The following is a 21,904-nucleotide window of genomic DNA, read 5'->3' as shown; positions in this document are numbered from 1 at the left end:
ATCATTTTCTGCGATGCCTCTACGTATACAATGGTACATGTATTATTCACAGCAAACAGTTCTTGTATAATCCAACCGGTTCCACCACCCAGTATTAATACGCTTGCCTCAGCAGGTATATATTTCAGGAAATGACGTTGCGACTTTACCATACTTCTGCCAAACACAATCCGCGAAAGCATATCATATACCGGAGCTATACTATCAAAGCTCATCGTATCTGAAATAGTAAGTGGAGCAGCGGAATCAGAAATACAAAATCACCTACCAATCTGAATCGATCTGCTACAGCGAAGTAACGAGGCAGAACAAAAATAATCAGCAACAATGCGTTCATCAACAAAACAACAATCGTTGCACTTGAAAAAGAGATGAACGATAGCAGTATAACTAATCCAAAAAGAATCCAGATAAAAATGCGGCTTGTCTTTTCACTCAGCACTGTAACAAAAGAAATATTACCATCATGCAAGTCGCGTTCGTAATCAAACCATGAGAAGAGGATAAGATTGATCAGTGCTGTGAAAAAAAACTGAAAGATAACAATCCACGGCCACTGCGTTTCCGGCAGTGCTGTTACTGACACCGAAGGCAGCAGCACACCAATGGTATAAACGATCGCGATAAAGACCTCCTTCAGAAATTTCAGATAGCGATTGATCAGGAAATATATACCTACTGTTGCTCCTACATACAGGCCTGCAACCAACACAGCATGGCGTATAAATAAGATGATAACTCCATTTACCACCATCGCGATTACCATTAATACAGCAAGTGTTTTGAAATGCTTTTGATGGAGCCGATGCCGCTCCGTAGCAGCGGGCGCTTTAATCTTTTGTCCATCCAGTAAATGATCGGCCGTGTAAATAATCCATACCGAAAGGCCAAGGGCGATCATCCCGAATGGCAAAATGTGTACTTGTAAAATACTGGCAAAGAAAAGAGCCGAACACACTGATCCTGCTGCAACATCTATGCTCAGCAGATTTAGCAATCTATATAATCGGACCAGTTGATGCATGAGTTCACGTACCAGAACAAGCACTAAATAAAAAAAGTCCTCCGGTTTCTCAGAGGACTTTCATATTTAAGAGTAAATATTTTATGCAGACTTCAACGCTTCGGCACCACCTACGATCTCGAGGATCTCTTTAGTGATTGCTGCCTGGCGCGTTCTGTTGTATGTTAAGCGGAGTTGCTTCAACAATTCACCAGCGTTCTCAGTTGCTTTATCCATCGCAGTCATACGGGCACCGTTCTCAGCGGCTTGTGAATCCAACAACGCTTTGAACAATTGTACCTTTAATGACTTTGGAATAAGACCTGTAATGATCTCTTCCTGGTCAGGCTGGTATATATAGTCAGTCTGATTACCCGTGTTGCTCTCCACCGCAGGTGCAGGCACCGGCAGCAATTGTTCTGCGCGCAGAATCTGTGTTGCTACGTTCTTAAATTCGTTATATACCAATTCAACTTTGTCGTACTTACCTTCTTTAAAGGCAGTCATCACAAACTCCATTGTATTGGATACATTCTCGAACGTAAGCTGGTTGTAGATAAAAGCGAAATCCGTATTAACATTGTACTTACGCTTGCCGAAGAAATCAGTAGCCTTGCGTCCTATCGTTAATATAGTCACATTACCCTTGGCGTACTGTGCACTATATTTCTCTTCAATGAGTCGAAGTACTCCTTTGAAAACATTGCTATTAAATGAGCCGCAAAGACCACGATCTGAGCTGATCGCCAGGATCAGTATCTTCTTCTCTTCACGCACAGTGCTATACCAGTTGTCGCTATCGGCACCGCTTTGCGCAGCCGAAAGGTTTTTCAGAATATGAGCAAGCTTGAGTGCGAAAGGACGCATCTGCACAATTCTGTCCTGTGACTTACGCAGTTTAGCAGCCGCCACCATTTTCATGGCTTTGGTTATCTGCTGCGTAGACATTACGGAGGTAATTCTATTCTTTACTTCTTTTAAGCTCGGCATACTTTATAGTGCGTATGTGGTTAAGTGTTGACGTGTTGATGTTAACGCTATCAACTCCTTTACTATGCTGCGTATTTGCTTGCCAGGTCTGTTGCTACTTTCTTGATAGTATCAACATCGGCATCTTCAAATTTACCGGCACGGAGGTTATCCAATACACCACGGTAATTAGCGCGCAGTAATTCAGTGAAATCTCTTTCGAACTGTTTCACTTTATTTACAGGCACTTTATCCATGAAACCACGTGTTGAAGCGGTGATGATCGCTACTTGTTCTTCTACGGGAACCGGAGCATACTGATCTTGCTTCAATATCTCTGTGTTTCTTCTACCACGTTCGATAGTAAGTTTTGTAGCGGCATCCAGATCAGAACCGAATTTTGCGAAAGCTTCAAGCTCGCGGAATTGTGCCTGATCCAATTTCAATGTACCGGCAACTTTCTTCATCGACTTGATCTGAGCAGAACCACCCACGCGCGATACAGATATACCCACGTTGATAGCCGGACGGATACCTGAGTTGAACAAGTTTGTTTCCAGGAATATCTGTCCGTCCGTGATGGAGATCACGTTTGTCGGAATATAGGCTGATACGTCACCAGCTTGAGTTTCAATGATAGGAAGAGCTGTTAATGAACCACCACCTTTAACAAGGTGCTTGATCGATGCAGGAAGGTCGTTCATGTTCTTCGCGATCGCATCGTTGTTGATAACTTTCGCAGCACGCTCTAACAAACGAGAGTGCAGGTAGAACACATCACCAGGATATGCTTCACGTCCAGGAGGTCTTCTGAGGAGCAGAGACACTTCACGGTAAGCGACAGCTTGCTTAGACAAGTCATCGTATACCACCAATGCAGGGCGGCCGGTATCACGGAAGAACTCACCTATAGCAGCACCTGTAAACGGAGCAAAGAATTGCATCGGAGCAGGATCTGAAGCAGACGCTGATACAATAACCGTGTAAGGAAGTGCACCAGCTTTCTCCAACGCAGCAGCAACACCTGCTACCGTTGAAGCTTTCTGACCGATCGCTACATATATACAATATACTGGCTGGCCTTTCTCGTAAAATTCTTTTTGGTTGATGATGGTATCCAGTGCCACGGCAGTTTTACCTGTCTGACGGTCACCGATAATCAACTCACGCTGACCACGACCGATAGGAATCATCGCATCGATCGCTTTAATACCTGTTTGCAATGGCTCGTTTACCGGCTGGCGGTAAATTACACCAGGAGCTTTGCGTTCCAATGGCATTTCATACAGGTCGCCTTTCAGCGGGCCTCTTCCATCCACAGGAGCACCCAACGTATCGACTACACGCCCAAGCATGCCATCGCCCACTTTTACAGAAGCGATCTTACCAGTACGTTTTACTGTATCGCCTTCGCGGATACCCTTTGATTCTCCCAACAATACGGCACCTACGTTATCTTCTTCAAGGTTCAACACCAGCGCCTTGAGTCCTGTTTCGAACTCGAGCAATTCACCGGCTTGTGCCTGAGTAAGTCCATAAATACGAGCCACACCGTCACCTACGGTGAGTACGGTTCCAACTTCTTCGAGTTGAGCTTCCGTACGGGACTGAGAAAGTTGTTCGCGTAAAATCGCTGATACTTCTTCTGGTCTGATCTCTGCCATGATATCGTTAGTCGTTAAGTCGTTATTAATTTTATTTCTTTCAGGGGGTACGTCAAAATTCTTTCACGTATGGATTCTCGCTGAATTTTACTTTCAATGCTTTCAGCTTGTTCTTGATCGATGTGTCTATCTGCTTATCGCCAACCTGTAACACAAATCCACCGATCATGTCTTTGTCTATTTTCTCCAGCAACTCTACTTGCTTTTGTTTGCTCAGGTCTTTCACGATCTGTTCAAACTCTGCTTTCAGTTTTGCATCCAACGGTACGGCTGTAGTAATTGTAGCCTTGCGTATACCTTTATATTCGTTGTATGCGTTATGAAATTCTTTTGCTATAGCCGGAAGAAGTGGCTCGCGATTCTTCCTGGTAATGATATCGAAGATGGACATGGTTAACGGATGTACTTTTCCTTTGAAAAGACTTTCCAGTATATCTCTCTTCTTATCGTGTTTGATAATAGGATTTTTTAACAGGAGCTCAAAATCACGACTGCCTTCAACAGTCTTATCGAACAACTGCATATCAGCATGAACCTGGTCCAATGCGTTTTGCTCCACAGCCAGGCCGAGGAGGGACTTTACGTATCGCGATGCTGCCCGTGAATCCGCCATGGCCTTAGTTTACTTTAATATCTTTAACATAGCTTTCAACAAGCTCCTTCTGAGACTTGTCGTCAGCCAGATTTTTCTTCATCAACTTCTCCGCTACTTCCAATGAGAACAACGCTACCTGCGTTCTTACTTCTTTCAGGGCAGCTTGTTTCTCGATGTTAATAGCAGCACGTGCTTCTTCAATAATTTTATCGGCAGCCTTCTTAGCATCAAGCTGTGCATCATCTTTCAATTTGTTAGAAGCTTCACGTGCTTCACGCAGAATCTTATCGCGCTCTTCACGGGCTTCTTTCAAAAGTTTTTCATTGTCAGATTTAAGCTGAGCCATTTCCAGGCGAGCTTTCTCTGCTGTTGACAACGCATCCTGAATAGATGTTTCACGCTCTTTCAGGGAGTTGATGATGGGTTTCCAAGCGAGTTTGCTTAAGAGGAAGAACAGACCTACAAAAACAATTAACTGCCAAATGATAAGTCCCGTGCCGGGGGTAAGAAGTTCCATATCTTTATTTAAAGTCTGGTGTAGTTACATAAGTAAGAAACCTGCCCGGCCAATTGCCTAAGACAGGTTTCTAAAGCTTTTTAGCCCTTGAACGAAATCAACAAGCAAATTACAAGCGCGAAGAGAGCAGCCACCTCGATAAGAGCGGCAATGATCAACATCGCACCTTGGATCTTGCCAGAAGCTTCAGGCTGACGTGCCATACCTTCCATAGCAGAGCCACCGATTTTACCGATACCAATTCCAGCGCCAATTGCTGCCAGACCTGCACCGATACCAGCGCCCATGATTGCATAGCTGATGTCCAATAAAAGTGCTAATAACATAGTGTTAAATATTTAAGTGTGAAACAAAACCCCACCAACTTCATTGGCAGGGAAATCTTTATATCTATTAATGATGATCGTGATCTGCTATAGCCATACCGATGTATAACGATGTGAACAACGTAAATACATAGGCCTGTATACCGGCAACCAACAACTCAATCAAACTGATAAACAATACAATGATCGATGATCCGAAACCTACCCAGATGCTTCCGAAAATAAAGGTCAAACAGATCAAGCTCAACAACACAATATGACCAGCCGTGATCGCCACAAAAAGACGTATCGTCAGGGAGATAGGCTTGGTAAATACACCTATAATTTCTACCGGAAGAATTACCAGACGCAACGGTAGGGGTACTCCGGGAGTCCAGAAGATGTGGGACCAATAAGCTTTATTACCATTTACATTGGTAATGATGAATGTTAACAACGCCAGTGAAAGCGTCACCGCTATATTACCTGTGAGGTTACCTGCACCTGGCAGAAGACCTAATAGGTTTCCGAACAGGATGAAGAAGAAAAGCGTGAGCATGTACGGGAAGAATTTTTCATAGTGATGACCAATGTTTGGCTTCACTACTTCATCGCGTACGAAGAGAATTATAGGCTCAAAGAATGATTGTATACCACTGGGGGCTTTACCTTTATTCTTCTTATATCCTTTTGCTACCGCTGTAAATACAACTATCAGAAGAATTGCATTGATGAAAAGCATCGCTACATTCTTGGTAATAGAAAGATCCAGCACTGCTTTACCTGTACTTATTTCTATGATGTGATTGTGTTCAAGCTTAAGACCTTCGTGCTCTAACACAGCCTCATGATGTTCATTATAGAAATGATGTGACGAGAATACTTTGAGACCTTCGCTTGTGTAAGCAATTACAGGCAGATAGATTGTGCCGTAATGACCATCAGACAAGTGCCAGATGTGGTCGTCCATCACGTGGTGAAGGATCACTGCACCGGCATCAAATTCTTTCTCATCGGTGGTCTCATGATTGTTGAACTCAGGCATTGGTTCTTCCTGCGCTGTAGCAGCAGAAAAAACAAGAACACACAACAAACCGAGTATAGAAATTCGTCTTAAAATGCTGGAGGAAACGCTCATTTTGGCTTATTTCGGAGGCTTTTTAAATCCGACCGCAAAGGTATTAATTATACCGCCACAAAAAAATGTTTTGGAAAATATTTGGCCATAGCCAATGCACTGTCAGCGTGTGATTTTGCGATACAGAAAGGCGATCTCCAACGCCGTAAAAATGAAATAGACGATCATAAAAAAAACCACATTCGCAACGGCTCCAGGTTTGTCTTCCAGGATTACAAAAACATTATACACTCCATAAGCCAGAAGCTTTACGGCCATGGTCAGCAGATATAGTTGTACAAAGAAATCGGGTTTGTCAATCTTATATAGGTATTGATAAATAACGGCTGTACTAAACACCAGGAAAATCAGTGTCTGATAAAAAAAGGAGGGTTGAATCTGGGCCAATAAAAACGAGCATCCGGCAATGACACACGCACAAACAACAAGAGTAATAAGGAACCGGATCAAGTGTTTTTATTCGTTATCGTCAGTTGATGAATTGATTATGCGGCTGCGCTTAATCTCTGCCAGTGCTTCGTTCAGATCCGGGTCATCCATTTCCATGTCAGCCTGGAACAGATCATCGCTATATTTTCGCCTGGCCTCGGCTATCAGATTTTGGATGGCTCGCAAAAGCAATGGATCATCGATCAACTTCAACTCTTCAATAAGTAAAGATTTTTCTTTCTCGAAATCCATCTGCTTTGTTACGATTCTTTTTGTATCGATCTATATACCTGATACATCATGCCTCCAAAAGCGAGGAACCCGAACAGCAACATAAATGCAGGAAACTTGAGTTGAAGGTATTGATCCAATATATACCCCAGCCATCCAAAAAAGCCAATGGCCACCAATAGTTGGATGGCCAAGCTGCTATATTTCAGATAGTTGTTAGATTGTTTTGACTTCGGGTTGTGGGATGGCTCTGGTGAGTCCATTATCAGCACCAATTTTAATGTCTTTTACCACAGCTCCCATTTTGCATGAGCCATTGAAGATTGCTCCTGGTTCTACTACCATCTTACCGGTTATTATATCTCCATTAATAACGGCTGTAGCTTTTAATACAAGCAACTCGGATATCTCGATCTTCCCTTTTACTTCACCTTCAATATCAGCGTTTTGTGCTATGATATTTCCTTGTACATGTGATTGAGGTCCGAGGGCAACCTTCGATTTCGATTTAATGTTACCAGTTACTTTACCTTCAATGCGAATGTTACCGTATGTTTCAATGTTGCCTTCCAGGTAAGTGCCTTTGCCAATGGTATTGCTCGAGTTGCTGATTTCATCGGCTGCGCGTTTTTGTTCTTTTGAAGTTAGCATGACGTTCTGGTTTAAAAAGTTACAAATTCTTCAGGGTTCAGTGAATTGCCATTGTACCACAGTTCAAAATGCAGGTGTGGCCCATTGGTGAGTTCACCACTATTGCCAACTATGGAGATAATCTCTCCACCATTTACAAAAGTACCAACTTTTTTCATCAATTGTGCATTGTGTTTATAAGCGGAAATCAGGTTACCCCTGTGCTGTATCATAATTACATAACCGGAATCTTGTGTCCAGGAAGAGAACACCACTGTTCCATCGGCAATACATTTCACGGGTTCATTTGCCTTCGCTACTACATCTACTCCCATGTGTCCTTTCGCCACGTTATATGGATCCGATACAAAACCACTGATCGGTGAATAGAAAAATGTTTCCTGCAGATCGCGATACTTTACATTGGCTAACGTGATCAGTGACAGATCGGATTTCTCAAACTCTTTTCTAAACGATGAATCAGAAGCAGTAGCGTTCAGGTTGGCGGGTTTGGTTAACACCTGATCATCTCCTTTTATCTTTGCCGGATCGTTTACATTGCTGGTATCTCCACTAAGCACGCGTTGAAAATTAGCGATGAACTGTTCTTTCTGTTCAATCTCTATCGCCAGTGAATCTACCTTATTACCCAAGTCAAGAAGCTGCTGGTTCAATACCATCTGCTCATGTTTTGGATCGAACCACTTGGCGAGAATGGTTTTCGCCATGAACAAACTCATCACAAACAATCCGGTGAATAAAATCACTGAAAAAAGAATTACTTTCGAATAGGTAAAACCCAAGCTGGTTTTTTCCGCGAAGTTTTCTTCGTTACGGATGATCAGTTGGTAACGGGTAGTAAGCCAGTTCGATAATGTTTTCTTTGGTTTCATTCAGCAGATGAAATTGATTTTCGCTTTTTTGCACAAAATTAGATATTCCAGTCCATTAAAATATGGAATGTCAGATTTTTGCGTTTTACCATCACAAATAGCAGTTGATTGAAGATCCTCATCCGATACCTCATCGTTCTCTTTGTACTTGTCCTGTTAAAGGGTTGTTCATCCGAAAGGAATACATGGACAAGCAAAGCTTATCATAATACAACTGCGCACTACAACGGGTACTTCTATGCGCGCGAAGAATTAACCAAGGTGGATAAAACCATCTGGTCAAATCTCAAAGATGACTACAATCGTATCCTCCGGCTTTATCCTGCACTGGATTCTGCTTTCGCCAAGAGCTACGACAAAGAAATACAGGAAGCAATCAAGATGGCTTCGATCGCCATACAACGGCATCCCCGGAGCAAATGGGTGGATGACAATTATATTCTGGTGGGTCGTGCCCGGCTATATAGTATGGACTGGGGAAATGCGATTGAGACATTCAAGTATGTAAACAATCCGAAGCTCACGAAAGATAAAGATGCACGTCATCGCGCACTCATTCATCTCATCCGCACATTTGTAGAGCATAAAGAATTTAACAATGCACAGGCAGCGATTGATTATGTTCAGAAAGAAGACTTGAGCAAAGCCAATCTGAAAAGTCTTCTCCTCGAAAAAGCATACTTCTACCAGGAGCAAACGGATTACGATAACATGGTGCGTAGCCTTACACTGGCTGTTCCTATGCTGAAGAAGAGAGACAGACCGGGAAGAATATATTTTATTATAGGGCAGGTATACCAGAAGCTTGGCTTCGAAGCGGAGGCCTATAACTTCTATAAAAAATGTATTGCCACAAATCCGGAATATGAAGTTGATTTTTATGCGCGACTATATATGGCGCAGGTAACAGAAATATCACGGAGCCGCGATGTTAATGCTGCCAGAAAATCGTTTAAAAAGTTGCTGAAGGATGGCAAGAATAAAGACTTCAAGGACAAGATATACTATGAGATGGGTGTGTTTGAATTGAAGCAGAAAAATCTGAATGAAGCAATCACCAATCTTAACCGCTCCGTTCGCGAAGGTAACAACAGACGTATTGATGGGGAGGCCTATTTACGCCTGGGGGAAATATACTATGACACGCTTCACAAGTACGAACTATCGCAGGCATACTACGACAGTGCTATAGGAGCATTGCCGAAAGATTACGAAGGATATGCACGCATCAAAGCACGCCAGGAAATACTCAACGAATTTGTAAAGCACATCAACACTATAAAATGGCAAGACAGTTTACTGGCGATGGCTTCGCTTGATTCAGTTCAGCTGCGCTCACGTATTGACTCTGCTGTACAAGCAAAGAAAGCTGCCGATGAGAAAAAGGCTGGCAAGAAGAAAAAGAAATCCAACCGAATTGAGATTGACGAAAATACCAATAACGGAATTTTTGATACTGGTGAAGACGAGCAGAACGCATCGGGCACAACGCAAGAAGAAAACGCAGACTGGTATTTCGGCAACCCATCGGCTATGTCATTAGGGCAATCTGAGTTTAAGCGCATCTGGGGAGATTTACCTTTGGAGGATAACTGGCGAAGATCGCAGCGATCGAATGCCAATACTGCACGACCAACAAATTTACCGGAAGATCAAGTTGCCAATAAGCAGGACGAAGCAAAGGCACCACCCGATCCGGTTGCTGCAGAATACGATCGGGTAAATAAACAAATTCCCCGAACAGAAGAACAAAAGAAGGAAGCCTATAAAAAAATTGAAGATGCCTACTTCAGCTTAGGCGATATATACTATTTCAAACTTCTTGAAAACGACAACGCTGTTAGTTCTTATACTACACTATTGAAACGTTTCCCTGAAACGGAATACGAGCCAGAGGTTCTGTACAAACTATATCTGATCTTTAAAGACGCTAATCCATCGAAAGCGGAGACATACGCTTCTAAACTAAAACAAAAATATCCGGAGTCTCAATTTGCTAAGATTCTGGTGAATCCAAATTACCTGCAGGAGTCTAGCCTGGCTGTTGAAAAGCAAAAGGTACTCTATAAAACTGCTTATGAACATTTTCAGAATAAAGAATATCGTGCTGCTAACAATGTGATTGACGAAGCGCTTGCTCTTGGACAAACATCTTTTGTTCCAAACCTTGCTATGCTGCGGATACTGATCCTCGGAGAAACGGAAGACATCAACCAATATCAATTTGCGCTGGACGATTTCACCAAAAAATATCCGGAAAGCAACCTGGTTGATTATGCCAAAAAATTATTGAAGACCTCACAGGACTTTCAATTAACACAGGAGAAAAGCAAAGGCATTCAGTATATACGTTCGTTTGAAGAGCCGCACTACTTTGTGATGGTATATAAGAAGGAAGAAAAAATGTTTGCCTCTGCCGTACTTGAAAAATTCAATGATACGTACTTCCGCGATCTCCGGTTAAAGACCAGCAACCTGGTATTGAACGATGAATATACTCTCACGCTGGTTGACGGACTTATTCGTGTAAGCTCAGCGCTTGAATACATTCAAACATTTAACGAGAAGCTCCCTACACTCACCGAACTGAAGAACCATAAATTCAATACCTTTGTAATTACGAAAGACAATTTCGATATCTTTTACCGAACAAAAGGTCTTGATGAGTACATCCAATTCTTCGAAAAAAACTATCCTGCAGGGAATCAATAATCTTCTTCTGACACAAAAGCCGTGGTTCAGAAAAGTTGTTAAGGGTATATGGATTCTGTTCCTATGCATTGTGCTGGGATTTCCGCTCTATGTTTGGTCCGTTAGCAATGATCTGTTCGGATTGTTTGGCGGCATGCCCAGTCTGAAAGCAATTGAAAATCCAGAGAACGATCTATCATCCGAATTGATTTCTGCCGATGGTGTTTCTCTCGGACGTTACTTTCGCTTTAACCGAAGCCAGGTAACGTACGATCAACTCTCTCCCCTGCTTGTACAAACGCTTATACTTTCAGAAGATCATCGTTTCTACGAACATTCCGGTCTCGACTTCTGGGCTTATCCGCGTGTACTCTGGGGGTTGGTAACTTTCAGAAGTCAGGGAGGAGGAAGTACTATTACACAACAGCTCGCCAAGAATCTATATACTCTGGAACTTGATGGCCCACTGGCAAGACTTGGAAAATATCCGCGAAGAATCATCCAGAAAACAAAAGAGTGGGCTATATCTCACCAACTCGAAAAGAATTATACCAAGGAAGAGATCATTACCATGTATCTCAATACGATCGAATTCAGCAGTAACGCATACGGTATAAAGGTTGCGTGCGAAACCTACTTCGATAAACAGCCGGATAGTCTCAACATTCAGGAAGCTGCTGTAATTGTTGGCATGTGTCAAAATCCTTCGCTCTATAATCCGCAACGCTTCCCTGAGAATGCCTTGAGGAAAAGAAACCAGGTCTTGTATAAACTATACGATCATGGCTTCATTACGAAGACTGAATTTGATTCTTTGAAAGTTCTTCCGATTGATTTGAAGTTTGCCGTTCAAAATCAGAATCAAGGTATAGCCACTTACTTCCGCAATGTTCTTCGTAATGAGTTGATCGGATGGTGTAAAGAGCACGGCTATGATTTGTGGGAATCCGGTCTTAAAATATATACGACTGTCGATAGCAAAATGCAACGCTATGCTGAAGAAGCCATGATCGCACACATGTCAAAACTTCAAAAGCAATTTGACAGGGAGTGGAAACAGCGTAATCGTAATCCATGGGTGGATGATGAAACCGGAGGTGAAATCAAAAACTTCCTGCAAAAGAAAATCAAACGTACGGGTACTTACAGAAGTCTGGTAGAACGTTACGGTGCAGACTCTGACTCTGTAGATATACTGCTGAATGCAAAACGCCCGATGACCATCTTTACCTGGAAAGGTGAGCGTGATACATTATTCAGTTCGATGGACTCGCTAAGCTATTATAATCATTTTCTTCAAACAGGTTTGATGTCAATGGATCCGAAGACGGGTGCTATCAAAGCATGGGTAGGTGGTATCAATCATAAGTACTTCAAGTACGACCACGTTCGCCAGGGAACACGTCAGCCCGGTTCTACATTCAAACCTTTTGTTTATGGAACTGCCATTGAAGCCGGATATTCACCCTGCTTAAAATTATTGGATATATCTCCCACTATTAAGGTACCTGGAGGTACATGGCGTCCAAAAAATTCAGATGGCGGTTATGGTAATGGAGATGAGATGACTATTCGTCAGGCAATGGCCCGTTCGATCAATTCTATAACAGCACAAATGATCGATCGCGTAAAGCCGGAGAACGTAGTTGATTTTGCAAAACGTCTTGGTATAACCAGTCCGTTGGAAGCTGTGCCTTCATTGTGCTTAGGTACAAGCGATGTGTCGCTATATGAAATGGTGGCAGCATACTGCAGCTTTGTTAATCTGGGTATATATATAGAACCCTACTATATAACCCGCATCGAAGACAAGAATGGAAATGTAATTGCCAACTTTGTTCCGAAAACACGGCAGGCGATGGATGAGCGCACTGCCTATAAAATGATCTATATGCTCGAAGGCGGTGTTACTGACGAGCTTGGTACATCGCGAGGATTGAGCTACGATCTGAAAGTAGATAATGAGATTGGTGGTAAAACAGGAACAACCAATAAAGCTTCTGACGGATGGTTCATGGGCATTACGCACAACCTTGTTACAGGAGTTTGGGTTGGTGGCGATGAACGTAGTATACATTTTCCTTCCTGGGATTTTGGTCAGGGATCAAAAAGTGCAAGGCCTATATGGGACGGTTTCATGACAAGAGTATACCGCGATAAAAATATAGGCTATGGCAAGGGTTACTTCAGACGACCGGCTACTGGTTTGGATATGACATTGGATTGTAGTCAACATGTAAAACTCTCAGCAGATTCTACCGTTGAGGTAACAGATGAAGATGCCTGGGACAGGCCTCGTTACTAATTCACATCTATGGATCAATTAAAAGAAACGGTAAGTCTACTGCCAGAATCTCCTGGCGTTTACCGTTTCTATAATGCTGATGAAGAACTCATCTACGTTGGTAAAGCCAAGAGCATTAAGAAAAGAGTAAGCAGTTACTTTTCCAAAAGTACAGGTGTTAATCGCAAAACACTAAAGTTAGTATCTGAGATCAGGCGGATTGATTACACCGTATCCAACACGGAGTTCGATGCACTATTGCTGGAGAATAATTTTATCAAGCAGAATCAGCCCAAGTATAACATTCTGCTAAAGGATGATAAAACATTCCCCTATATATGTATACTGAAGGAGCGTTTCCCTCGCATAATCTATACTCGTAAATATATACCACAGCAAGGCGAATACTTTGGCCCCTACTCAAGCGTGGTGGCAATGAAAAATGTTCTTGAATTGGTGAGGAAATTATATACTATACGGACCTGCAATCTTCTCTTGAGTGAGGCAAATGTTGAGCAGAAAAAATTCAAAGTGTGCCTTGAGTATCACATTGGTAATTGTAAGGGGCCTTGCGAAGGTTTCCAGGCTGAACGAGCGTACCTGGATGAAATTGAGCAGGCCAGAAATATATTAAAGGGCAACATTAGTATCGTATATCAATACTTTACTGATGCCATGAAGCAAGCCGCTGCAGCGATGGAGTTCGAGCGCGCGCAGACGTTCAAAGAGAAGCTTGATACGTTAGAGCGCTTCCAGATAAAATCGCTCGTTGTTAACCGTGACCTTACGGATATAGATGTGTTCACCATCGCCAGTATAGAAGCGTATGCTTACGTCAATTATCTACAGATCAAAGAAGGGTCTATCATTTTCTCTAAAACAGTAGAGCTTAAAAAGAAGCTTGATGAACCAGATGATGAATTACTCAGCATTGCTGCTGTCGAACTTCGTGAACAAACGCATAGTCCAAACAAAACTATACTTAGCAATATCCCAATCATTGTGTTGGAAGACGGAATTGAAAATGTAATTCCGAAAATTGGTGACAAGAAAAAACTCATTGCCTTATCACTGAAAAACGCATTAGAGCTCCGGAAGGAAAAAGAGATACTGCGTGAAGGAAAGAAATCCAGACAAAAGGAAGTGCTTATCACATTACAAAATGATATGAAACTTCCAACACTTCCTTCCATCATCGAATGCTTCGATAACTCAAACTTTCAGGGCACCACACCTGTAGCATCCATGGTTCGTTTTGTTGATGGTAAAGCGGATAAGAAAGGATACAGGCACTTTAACATTAAGACTGTAGAAGGCCCAAACGATTTTGCCTCGATGAAAGAAATTGTAGGCCGCAGGTATAAACGCATACTCGAGGAAGGTTTGCAGTTGCCCGATCTTATAATGGTTGATGGAGGCAAAGGACAACTAAGCAGTGCTTGTGAAGCCTTGAAAGAGTTAGGTGTTTACGGACAAGTACCTATAGCAGGTATAGCCAAGAAGCTTGAAGAAATATACTATCCTGAAGATCCATTACCACTACATATAAACAAGAAGTCGCAGGGGCTTTTGTTACTTCAGCAGATACGTGATGAGGCTCACCGTTTTGCAATCACATTCCATCGCCAGAAGAGAAGTAAAAAGCAACTTGTCTCCGAACTCGAGGGATTGGAGGGCATCGGTAAAAAGACTACCGAAAAACTTCTTCAGCATTTCAAGTCAGTAAAAAAAATCAAAGAAGCTCCAATCGAAGAGATCGCTAAGATCACGGGCATGAAAAAAGCTGAATTGATCAAGCGATGAGCATCTGATCAAAACTCCTGAAAAAGAAAAAGGAGGCTTTCACCTCCCTTTTCAAATATCAAAAAGCAAAAATTAAAACTCCCACAGGTTATGCTCTTTTTCCATGAGCATCATCTCTGTCCATTCACGAGCCCAAACACCTTCGCGGTATGGTCTGCCATTCGCACGATAAGTATCATCGATGGTCTCGTCATCAGGGTTCTGTACTTTATAGATAGAACCATGGAACAATCTTAACAGGAATGCATCTGCAAAGTTCTTGTTCTGAGCAGTGTTCTGCCAATTAAACCACACAGCTTTTGGTATGTTGTTTCTGAAAAGCTTCTCAAGATCTTTATACTTGAACCATCCTAAAGAAACATCTATACCTGTATTTGTCTTTGCTCCTGGTATTATGATCTCCATCGCCTGGATATCATAGTATAATCTGGATCTTCTTCTGTCGAAGATAATATCTTCTACCATGTGAATGTTGCTCATGTCAGCAACCTGGTATTCAATACCACTACCTTGTGATGTTACAGCCCAGTCTTCATCTGAATTCTCAGAACCCGGCTCGACACCTTTATTGTCACGAAGAGCTCTGTAATTCTTTCCTTTGTGACTACACATATCATCGGTATACCAGTCACGACCTGGCTCCCATGCATCAAAAGATTGAGCTTGCTCAGCTACTAATCTTCCCAAGAAATCTTCTTTTGAAATTTTAGTAGTCAGTGAATCTGAAGCATAAACGTCAGTCAATTCGCCTGACTTCACTGCTTCGGAGATCAACCGGCTCAGCTCGCCATTCTTTGCAAAGAAACCTTTGTTCTGTTTTTCTTTCAGATCAATGTTCCTCCATACGCGCACTTTGTAGTGTTGTTCATACAAAGGAATGGGGTTTATGGAATTGGGGTTATACTGAACCTCCAAGTCCTGAACCTCTTGTGCTTTCGCCACAAAACAGACTGCCGAAATCGCTGCAAAAAATACTATCTTCTTCATAACAATTTTTTAATTCACAGGAATCATGATGATACCGCTTGAACCTTTAGGAGTAACTTTTTCTTCTTCTTCCTTATAAGTTCTGCGTACTACATCCTTGATATCGATAACTACACGATCACCCGGACGAGCCTGGCTGATCCAAGAACGCAGGTCAGGGTTTTCGTTTGTTGCATTTAAACGCTGAACACCTGCCGTTCCACGACCAAGGATAAGTTCAGCACGTTTAATTCTATAGCGCGCATCCTTAGGTACTTCTTCTTTAAAGTTAGCTTCTGGTTCAGCCACGATACGCAGGTTACCAAGTTGATTGGCGCGTATACCATTTCTAAGATCCACCGGAGTATTTCCGATATAAGCTATATACTTTGGTTCTGGAACATTCTTCACATCAAATTGTTGGTTACCGATCGGAGCACCACCGTTGCTAACAGCAACCGTGATCTTACGTTGCTTCGGTATGATCGTTACACGACCAGGCTTATCACCTTTTACAATCTCAGCTGCACCACCTGCAGAGAATGAAGGATTGTAATTAGTGCCCAGAGCCGGCACTTCAATATTTACCGTGTTACCACAGTTCATATATAGTGTAGGCGCATTACCCGTTGTTACACGGATTACAGGTTGAGCAACCAGATATTCCATGTCTTTCTCATAAGGCTGGCCGTCTATCATGATACGTGCCTTGAAAGATTGCTTTGAGTATCCGTCTTTATCGAAGCTAGTAGCTCTGGCTACGAACTCAACCTTACCCATTTTCACGCCCCCTTCATCCACTACACTGAGCTTATTACCATTGTAATACATCTCAGGTGTAATTGCAGAAGACGAAGCTGTAATAAACATATCTGCCTGATATTTAGCACCCGCTGCGACTACTGTTGATACCGGGCGAACCATCGGAACGATCTTATCGAACTTCACAACAGCCGCTCCAGCTTTCTTTGCCAACTCATCCAGCGCAAGCGCTTCGTTAGCAAGGATCTCTGTCTGAATCTGTGTTACAGATGCATAAGCTGCTACAGGAGGAGTATTCTCGAATGTAAATGTCAAGAAGTCTTTATTCGCATGCTTTTCATCGTTCTTGAAAGCATCCATATCTTTTGGAGCTTTTGCAAGCGTTACGAATTTTCTTCCGCTTAACTCTTCGAGTTTCTTAGTATACTCATTCAGTTTTTTCTGAAAGTCAGTACCTACACCTGTAGACTTGTCAATCATCATGGTGGCTACCTTAGAGCTGTGGTCATTGATGAATGCCTCATCAATAGCGGTTGCTCCAGCTTCGTCCATCATTTTCTTCTTAACACCGTCTACATATTTCACCATGTCAGCAGCTGCCTGACGTACCTTCTTTGCGTTATCAACAGCAGCAACGATTTCCGGTTTGTTACTCTTTGATCCGTCTGCTACTATTTGCCCAAGCTGAGCTTCGTTCTTTGCAGAACTTTCTTTAATAAGTCCTTCCAGGGTACCGTTGATGATGGCGAATTTTTCAAGTACTGCGTTACTTACCTGAAGCGCCAGAAGCGCAGTAAGTACCAGGTACATCATACCAATCATCTTCTGCCTGGGGGTTTCCTTTCCACCTGCCATTGTTGGTTGTTTTAAATTTTAACGATAGAAACCTTCAAACATTATTATTTCTGTCCGCTACCTCTCATAGCAGTGAGCATACTTCCGTATACATTGTTGAGAGCAGTCAGGTTATCGGTAAGCTTACCAAGTTCAGTTGTGAATTTCGCAGTGTTATCACCAACTTTTGAAAGGCCGTTCATAGCACCTGTCAGGCTTTCATAGAACTTGTTCATATTCTTAACATGGCTATCAGCGTCTTTCAGTTCCATTTCATACACTGAATTCAACGCAGCCAGGTTCTTTGTTACTTTCTGTACTTGTGAGTGGTATTCACCTGCATCTTTCGATGCTTCAGACATACTCGATACTGCCTTTATAGCAACATCGTATGATTTGTTCATCTCCAGTAATTGACCTGAAGCTTTCTTCACGTTGTTAGCATAGTCGTTAGTTGCAACTGCTGCATCAGAAAGGTTAGACATTTTCTTAGCAGATTCAGCAAGGTTATTAAGTCCTTTGCCGAGGCTATCCAACAGTTCAGGTCCGATTTTAGCTTTTTCCAAAGAAGCATCCAGTTGTTGAGTCAAAGATGCTGCTGGTTTATTTGATACTCTGGTTGGCGTTGCCGGAGCTTCATAGTCTTCAGAAAGTTCAGGATATACTTTTGACCAATCTGGTTCTTGATGAGGCGGTTCAAAGGCACTTAAGAAGAAGATGACTGCTTCTGTTGTCAGACCGATCATCAACATCTCATCTGCACCAGTTAAGTGAAGGATTTTAAACAACGCACCGATAATAACGACTGCCGCACCAATACCATAAACTTTCGGCATTATGGTCTTGTAGAGAAGTTCGGTAAATCCGCCTTTTTTCTTGCTCATTTTAGTAATGGTTTAAGTTTTTTGCCTTTTGATAAAGATAGATAGAGTTTTCAATTATTAAAATTCCTGTCCTGACGAGCGACCAAGGTGAGTCATAGCACATCTAAATCCAATATACGCTCTGGTGGAATCCTTAAATTCATAGGTACGAGTACCTGTTTCAAGATAATAGGCAACGTCCTTCCATGAACCTCCGCGCACAACTTTTTTAGGAGGAACTTTTGGGTTATACTGTGATCCTTCCGGATTAGTTCTAGGGTCGATATACTGAGGGTTCAAATCCCAAACAGTAGGAACAGATGCAGGGTTGAAGTCATCAAGACACCACTCGCTTACGTTACCTGCCATATCATACAAGCCGTAGTCGTTCGGGAAGTAAGCCTGTACAGGAGATGTATAAGCAAATCCGTCATCATAGAAGTTACCGCGGCCAGGTTTGAAGTTTGCCAACATACATCCCTTAGAGTTACGGATGTATGGGTTACCCCAAGGATATTTAGCCATATCACGACCACCGCGTGCTGCATACTCCCACTCTGCTTCTGAAGGCAGACGGAAAGCTGGCATTTGGAAATCGCCTACACTTTTTCTGTAGTCATTCAGATAAGCAGTTCTCCATTTTCCGAAGAACACAGCTGCATCCCAGTTTACACCAACTACCGGATAATCATCGTATCCTGGGTGCCAGTAATAGTAATCCTGAATAGGATCTCCCATGTGGTGCGAGAAATCGCGAACCCACGCAGTAGTATCAGGATAATATTTTTGGCGGAATGTTTCTGCATCTACCGTTTCGAAGCCTTCAATTGTTCCATTATCAACAAGGAAGAAGTTCGTGAATTGACGATACTCGTTGTTGGTTATCTCGGTGTCATCCATAAAGAATGATCCGATCGTAACCTGCTTGTTGAAGTTGATTTGTGTAGATGCTGGATCTTCATCTGCCTGACCCATGTGGAAAGTACCCGCAGGTATTGGAACCATTCCGTAAGGAATAGTCATTACCCAACCTTCGCGGCCTGGAACTCCTACGAGTTCACCCTGGTCGTTACCGCCACCTTTACCACCTCCAAGACCCAGCAAGCCGCATGCACTGGCTACTGCGCCTGAAAGCACTAACACTACTTTTGAAAGAACCGATTTATTCATACTGCTATCTCAGTTTGTCTACGCTAAAAAATTTTGAGGGACGAAAGTTAATTTTTATTCGCTTTATTTTTTGAAGAAAGTAAATACAAATTCCATAAATTCTTAAAAATACCAAAATCAAATGTCGCTTAGTGTCTGTACCTAGGGGTTCGAACGACTTTTTTACCGCTGCCCGGATTCACTGGCAAATCATAGCTAAGCATTACTTCGAGCGAAAAATTATCCTTGGCTTCGCGGTCCTTAATGATAAAGTCAACACCTGTACCCAACTTGAGCGACTTGTCTTTCAATAAAGCATATCCCAACAACAAGCTTCCTGCTTCGCCTTGTCTAAACGCTAATCCACCCCACATCGTATCTTTCAAATAGGCAATGCCGGCAAAATCCAGTTGAGTCTTATTTAAATCCGTTCGAACGGCGACACTGAACTGTACACGTAAATCAAAGCTAACTTCATAGAAGTATCCTCCGGTAAAGTTGATGTGATTCTCCAACGCTCCTCTTACGCTATCCATTCCAAAATCGAACTGAGAACGCAACAAGTGATTGAAGCCAACACCTAAATAATATTTCTCAGCACGATAGAAAAGACCAAGACCAAGGTCAGGACGTACCTGCGATTCTTTACCTTCTACAATAAGATTATCTCCATCGTCTATATACCGATAATATTTACCGTTCACTGATTGAGAATATAATCCTGCCTTTATACCGATACTTAATTTTGATTCTTTTATACCAAGGTGATATGCATACATTGCCTGAGCTTCAAGATTGTTTTGAGGACCAAGCTTATCGTTTAATACATACGCACCGAAACCACTTCGAAGTCGGTATATCGGAGTATTGAAGCTCACCATTTGAGTTGTAGGTGCGCCACCATCGCCAAAGCTGGATTGATATCCGAGCCATTGACTTCTGTGAATAGCTGTTAATCGCGTTACTCCATCTACACCTGCATAGGCAGGCGTCATGTACAGGTTATTGAACATGTACTGGGTGAACAAGGGATCTTGCTGAGCAAAAACACCTGATCCAGTCAGTGCCAACAGGAGGGTATAAAAAGTCTTTTTCAGCATTGAGGTTAAAAAGTAGATTTAAAGTAAATGCTTTTTTACGACACTATCAACAAATGTAATTAAAGTGTAATAAAAAATGTGACTTTATAATATTCAATGAATGAAGCAGTTATTTGTTCAAAACCGTGGTAAAAAAGATACCACTTCTCATCATTCGTAGATATAAACGACTGAACGTGTGAGCACTAACTTTATTCAAAACACTGAAAATTAAATTCTCTACTTTATGCCGTTGGCCTTCTTAATATAGAGCTCTAGAGCCCCGGTCATAGAAGGTGCGTTCGGAAGAGGTGCCTCGATATCGAGGAGTAGGCCGGCATCGCGAACAGCTTTGGCTGTTGTAGGACCAAACGCAGCGATGCGGGTATTATTTTGTTTAAACTCGGGGAAGTTAACAAACAACGAGTTAATACCCGATGGACTAAAGAAAGCCAGTATATCATAAAACACTTCCTTCAGATCTGAAAGATTAGCGGCAACTGTGTGATAGATAATAGCTTCGGTATAGTTATACCCTCCATCTCTCAGAAAATCCGGAATGTCATTCTTACGAATATCTGAACAGGGAAAGAGATACTTTTCGTTTTTATGTTTCTTCAGGATCTCGAGTAAATCTTGTGCCGTTTTCAAACCGGTAAAGATTTTACGCTTACGGATCACTATATATTTCTGAAGATAATTGGAAGTCTGTTCTGAAATACAGAAGTACTTCATCTCCGGAGGCATTTCAATTTTCAACTCCTGGCAGATGTGGAAGAAATGATCGACCGCATTACGACTGGTGAAAATGATGGCTGTATGATTGAGGATATCAATCTTCTGCTTTCGAAACTCCTTTACTGGCACGGGTTCAACCTGAATGAATGGACGAAAGTCTATTTTCAGATTGTACTTTTCAGCAAGCTTTAAATATGGAGAGTTAGCATCTGTCGGAGCCTCTTGGGTTACCAGAATGCTTTTCACTTTGCGCATTCTGTCAGTAGCAATTTCACTCATATCAACACGTAGACGAATTCAGGCTAATTGTACAATACCTTAAGTGTAATCAGAAAGGGTATCAATTCTGTGGCACAAATGT

General features: G+C 42.2%; 20 protein-coding genes and 1 pseudogene. 3 read left to right on the top strand and 18 right to left on the bottom strand.

Features of this window, described 5'->3' with window-relative positions:
- From VIN08_RS17465 to VIN08_RS17410, 12 genes and pseudogenes are all read right to left on the bottom strand, one after another.
- Positions 1-215: pseudogene (locus VIN08_RS17465) on the bottom strand (class I SAM-dependent methyltransferase); the annotation flags it as partial.
- The gene (locus VIN08_RS17460; protein ID WP_331967611.1) at positions 212-901 is read right to left on the bottom strand and encodes a hypothetical protein; all 690 of its coding nucleotides are present in this window, start codon (positions 899-901) and stop codon (positions 212-214) included. The gene VIN08_RS17460 and the pseudogene VIN08_RS17465, both read right to left, overlap by 4 nt.
- A gap of 204 nt (positions 902-1,105) precedes the next feature.
- Positions 1,106-1,993 (bottom strand): ATP synthase F1 subunit gamma, encoded by an 888-nt coding sequence (gene atpG, locus VIN08_RS17455; protein ID WP_331967610.1) that lies wholly within the window; start codon positions 1,991-1,993, stop codon positions 1,106-1,108.
- A gap of 62 nt (positions 1,994-2,055) precedes the next feature.
- Entirely contained in the window at positions 2,056-3,636 is a 1,581-nt protein-coding gene (gene atpA / locus VIN08_RS17450) for a F0F1 ATP synthase subunit alpha (RefSeq protein ID WP_331967608.1), read from the bottom strand.
- Between the two features lie 52 nt (positions 3,637-3,688).
- Positions 3,689-4,249, bottom strand: coding sequence for an ATP synthase F1 subunit delta (gene atpH / locus VIN08_RS17445; RefSeq protein WP_331967607.1), 561 nt, complete (start codon positions 4,247-4,249; stop codon positions 3,689-3,691).
- 4 nt (positions 4,250-4,253) lie between these two features.
- On the bottom strand, positions 4,254-4,748 hold the full coding sequence (locus tag VIN08_RS17440; RefSeq protein ID WP_331967606.1) for a F0F1 ATP synthase subunit B: 495 nt from the start codon (positions 4,746-4,748) through the stop codon (positions 4,254-4,256).
- Positions 4,749-4,828: 80 nt separating this feature from the next.
- Positions 4,829-5,074, bottom strand: coding sequence for an ATP synthase F0 subunit C (gene atpE, locus VIN08_RS17435; RefSeq protein ID WP_079687920.1), 246 nt, complete (start codon positions 5,072-5,074; stop codon positions 4,829-4,831).
- Positions 5,075-5,141: 67 nt separating this feature from the next.
- Positions 5,142-6,191, bottom strand: coding sequence for a F0F1 ATP synthase subunit A (gene atpB, locus VIN08_RS17430; protein WP_331967603.1), 1,050 nt, complete (start codon positions 6,189-6,191; stop codon positions 5,142-5,144).
- Between the two features lie 456 nt (positions 6,192-6,647).
- Positions 6,648-6,872 (bottom strand): NAD(P)-dependent oxidoreductase, encoded by a 225-nt coding sequence (locus VIN08_RS17425; RefSeq protein WP_331967601.1) that lies wholly within the window; start codon positions 6,870-6,872, stop codon positions 6,648-6,650.
- 8 nt (positions 6,873-6,880) lie between these two features.
- Positions 6,881-7,114: an AtpZ/AtpI family protein gene (locus tag VIN08_RS17420; RefSeq protein WP_414693294.1), complete on the bottom strand. Its 234-nt coding sequence runs from the start codon at positions 7,112-7,114 to the stop codon at positions 6,881-6,883.
- Complete coding sequence (locus VIN08_RS17415; protein WP_331967600.1) at positions 7,068-7,502, bottom strand: polymer-forming cytoskeletal protein; 435 nt, start codon at positions 7,500-7,502, stop codon at positions 7,068-7,070. Before VIN08_RS17415 ends, VIN08_RS17420 begins: the two co-directional genes overlap by 47 nt.
- A gap of 11 nt (positions 7,503-7,513) precedes the next feature.
- Positions 7,514-8,374, bottom strand: a complete 861-nt coding sequence (locus tag VIN08_RS17410) for a M23 family metallopeptidase (protein ID WP_331967599.1) — start codon at positions 8,372-8,374, stop codon at positions 7,514-7,516.
- A gap of 108 nt (positions 8,375-8,482) precedes the next feature.
- Between VIN08_RS17410 and VIN08_RS17405 the strand changes: the two genes are divergently transcribed.
- Genes VIN08_RS17405 through uvrC form a run of 3 tightly spaced genes read left to right on the top strand, consistent with a single transcriptional unit; the run spans position 8,483 to position 15,152 of the window.
- A complete protein-coding gene (locus VIN08_RS17405; RefSeq protein WP_331967597.1) occupies positions 8,483-11,086 on the top strand; it encodes a tetratricopeptide repeat protein in 2,604 nt (867 codons plus the stop codon).
- Positions 11,037-13,370, top strand: coding sequence for a transglycosylase domain-containing protein (locus tag VIN08_RS17400; RefSeq protein WP_331967596.1), 2,334 nt, complete (start codon positions 11,037-11,039; stop codon positions 13,368-13,370). The genes VIN08_RS17405 and VIN08_RS17400 overlap by 50 nt, the downstream gene beginning before the upstream one ends.
- Before the next feature lie 9 nt (positions 13,371-13,379).
- Complete coding sequence (uvrC, locus tag VIN08_RS17395; RefSeq protein WP_331967595.1) at positions 13,380-15,152, top strand: excinuclease ABC subunit UvrC; 1,773 nt, start codon at positions 13,380-13,382, stop codon at positions 15,150-15,152.
- 72 nt (positions 15,153-15,224) lie between these two features.
- On the opposite strand, the gene gldN is transcribed toward uvrC, so the two are convergent.
- From gldN to VIN08_RS17365, 6 genes are all read right to left on the bottom strand, one after another.
- Positions 15,225-16,139, bottom strand: a complete 915-nt coding sequence (gene gldN / locus VIN08_RS17390) for a gliding motility protein GldN (RefSeq protein ID WP_331967593.1) — start codon at positions 16,137-16,139, stop codon at positions 15,225-15,227.
- Between the two features lie 9 nt (positions 16,140-16,148).
- Entirely contained in the window at positions 16,149-17,735 is a 1,587-nt protein-coding gene (gene gldM / locus VIN08_RS17385) for a gliding motility protein GldM (protein WP_331967592.1), read from the bottom strand.
- Positions 17,736-17,779: 44 nt separating this feature from the next.
- The gene (gene gldL, locus VIN08_RS17380) at positions 17,780-18,598 is read right to left on the bottom strand and encodes a gliding motility protein GldL (protein WP_331967590.1); all 819 of its coding nucleotides are present in this window, start codon (positions 18,596-18,598) and stop codon (positions 17,780-17,782) included.
- A 57-nt stretch (positions 18,599-18,655) separates the two neighbouring features.
- A complete protein-coding gene (locus tag VIN08_RS17375; RefSeq protein ID WP_331967589.1) occupies positions 18,656-19,747 on the bottom strand; it encodes an SUMF1/EgtB/PvdO family nonheme iron enzyme in 1,092 nt (363 codons plus the stop codon).
- Between the two features lie 128 nt (positions 19,748-19,875).
- On the bottom strand, positions 19,876-20,826 hold the full coding sequence (locus VIN08_RS17370; protein ID WP_331967587.1) for a PorP/SprF family type IX secretion system membrane protein: 951 nt from the start codon (positions 20,824-20,826) through the stop codon (positions 19,876-19,878).
- A 219-nt stretch (positions 20,827-21,045) separates the two neighbouring features.
- Positions 21,046-21,822 (bottom strand): uroporphyrinogen-III synthase, encoded by a 777-nt coding sequence (locus VIN08_RS17365; protein WP_331967585.1) that lies wholly within the window; start codon positions 21,820-21,822, stop codon positions 21,046-21,048.
- Positions 21,823-21,904: the final 82 nt, after the last annotated feature.

This window comes from Ohtaekwangia sp., assembly GCF_036568665.1.
Classification (GTDB): Bacteria; Bacteroidota; Bacteroidia; order Cytophagales; family Cyclobacteriaceae; genus Ohtaekwangia.
The sequence above is the reverse complement of the archived record's forward strand: the minus strand, read 5'-3'. Positions and strand labels throughout refer to the sequence as shown.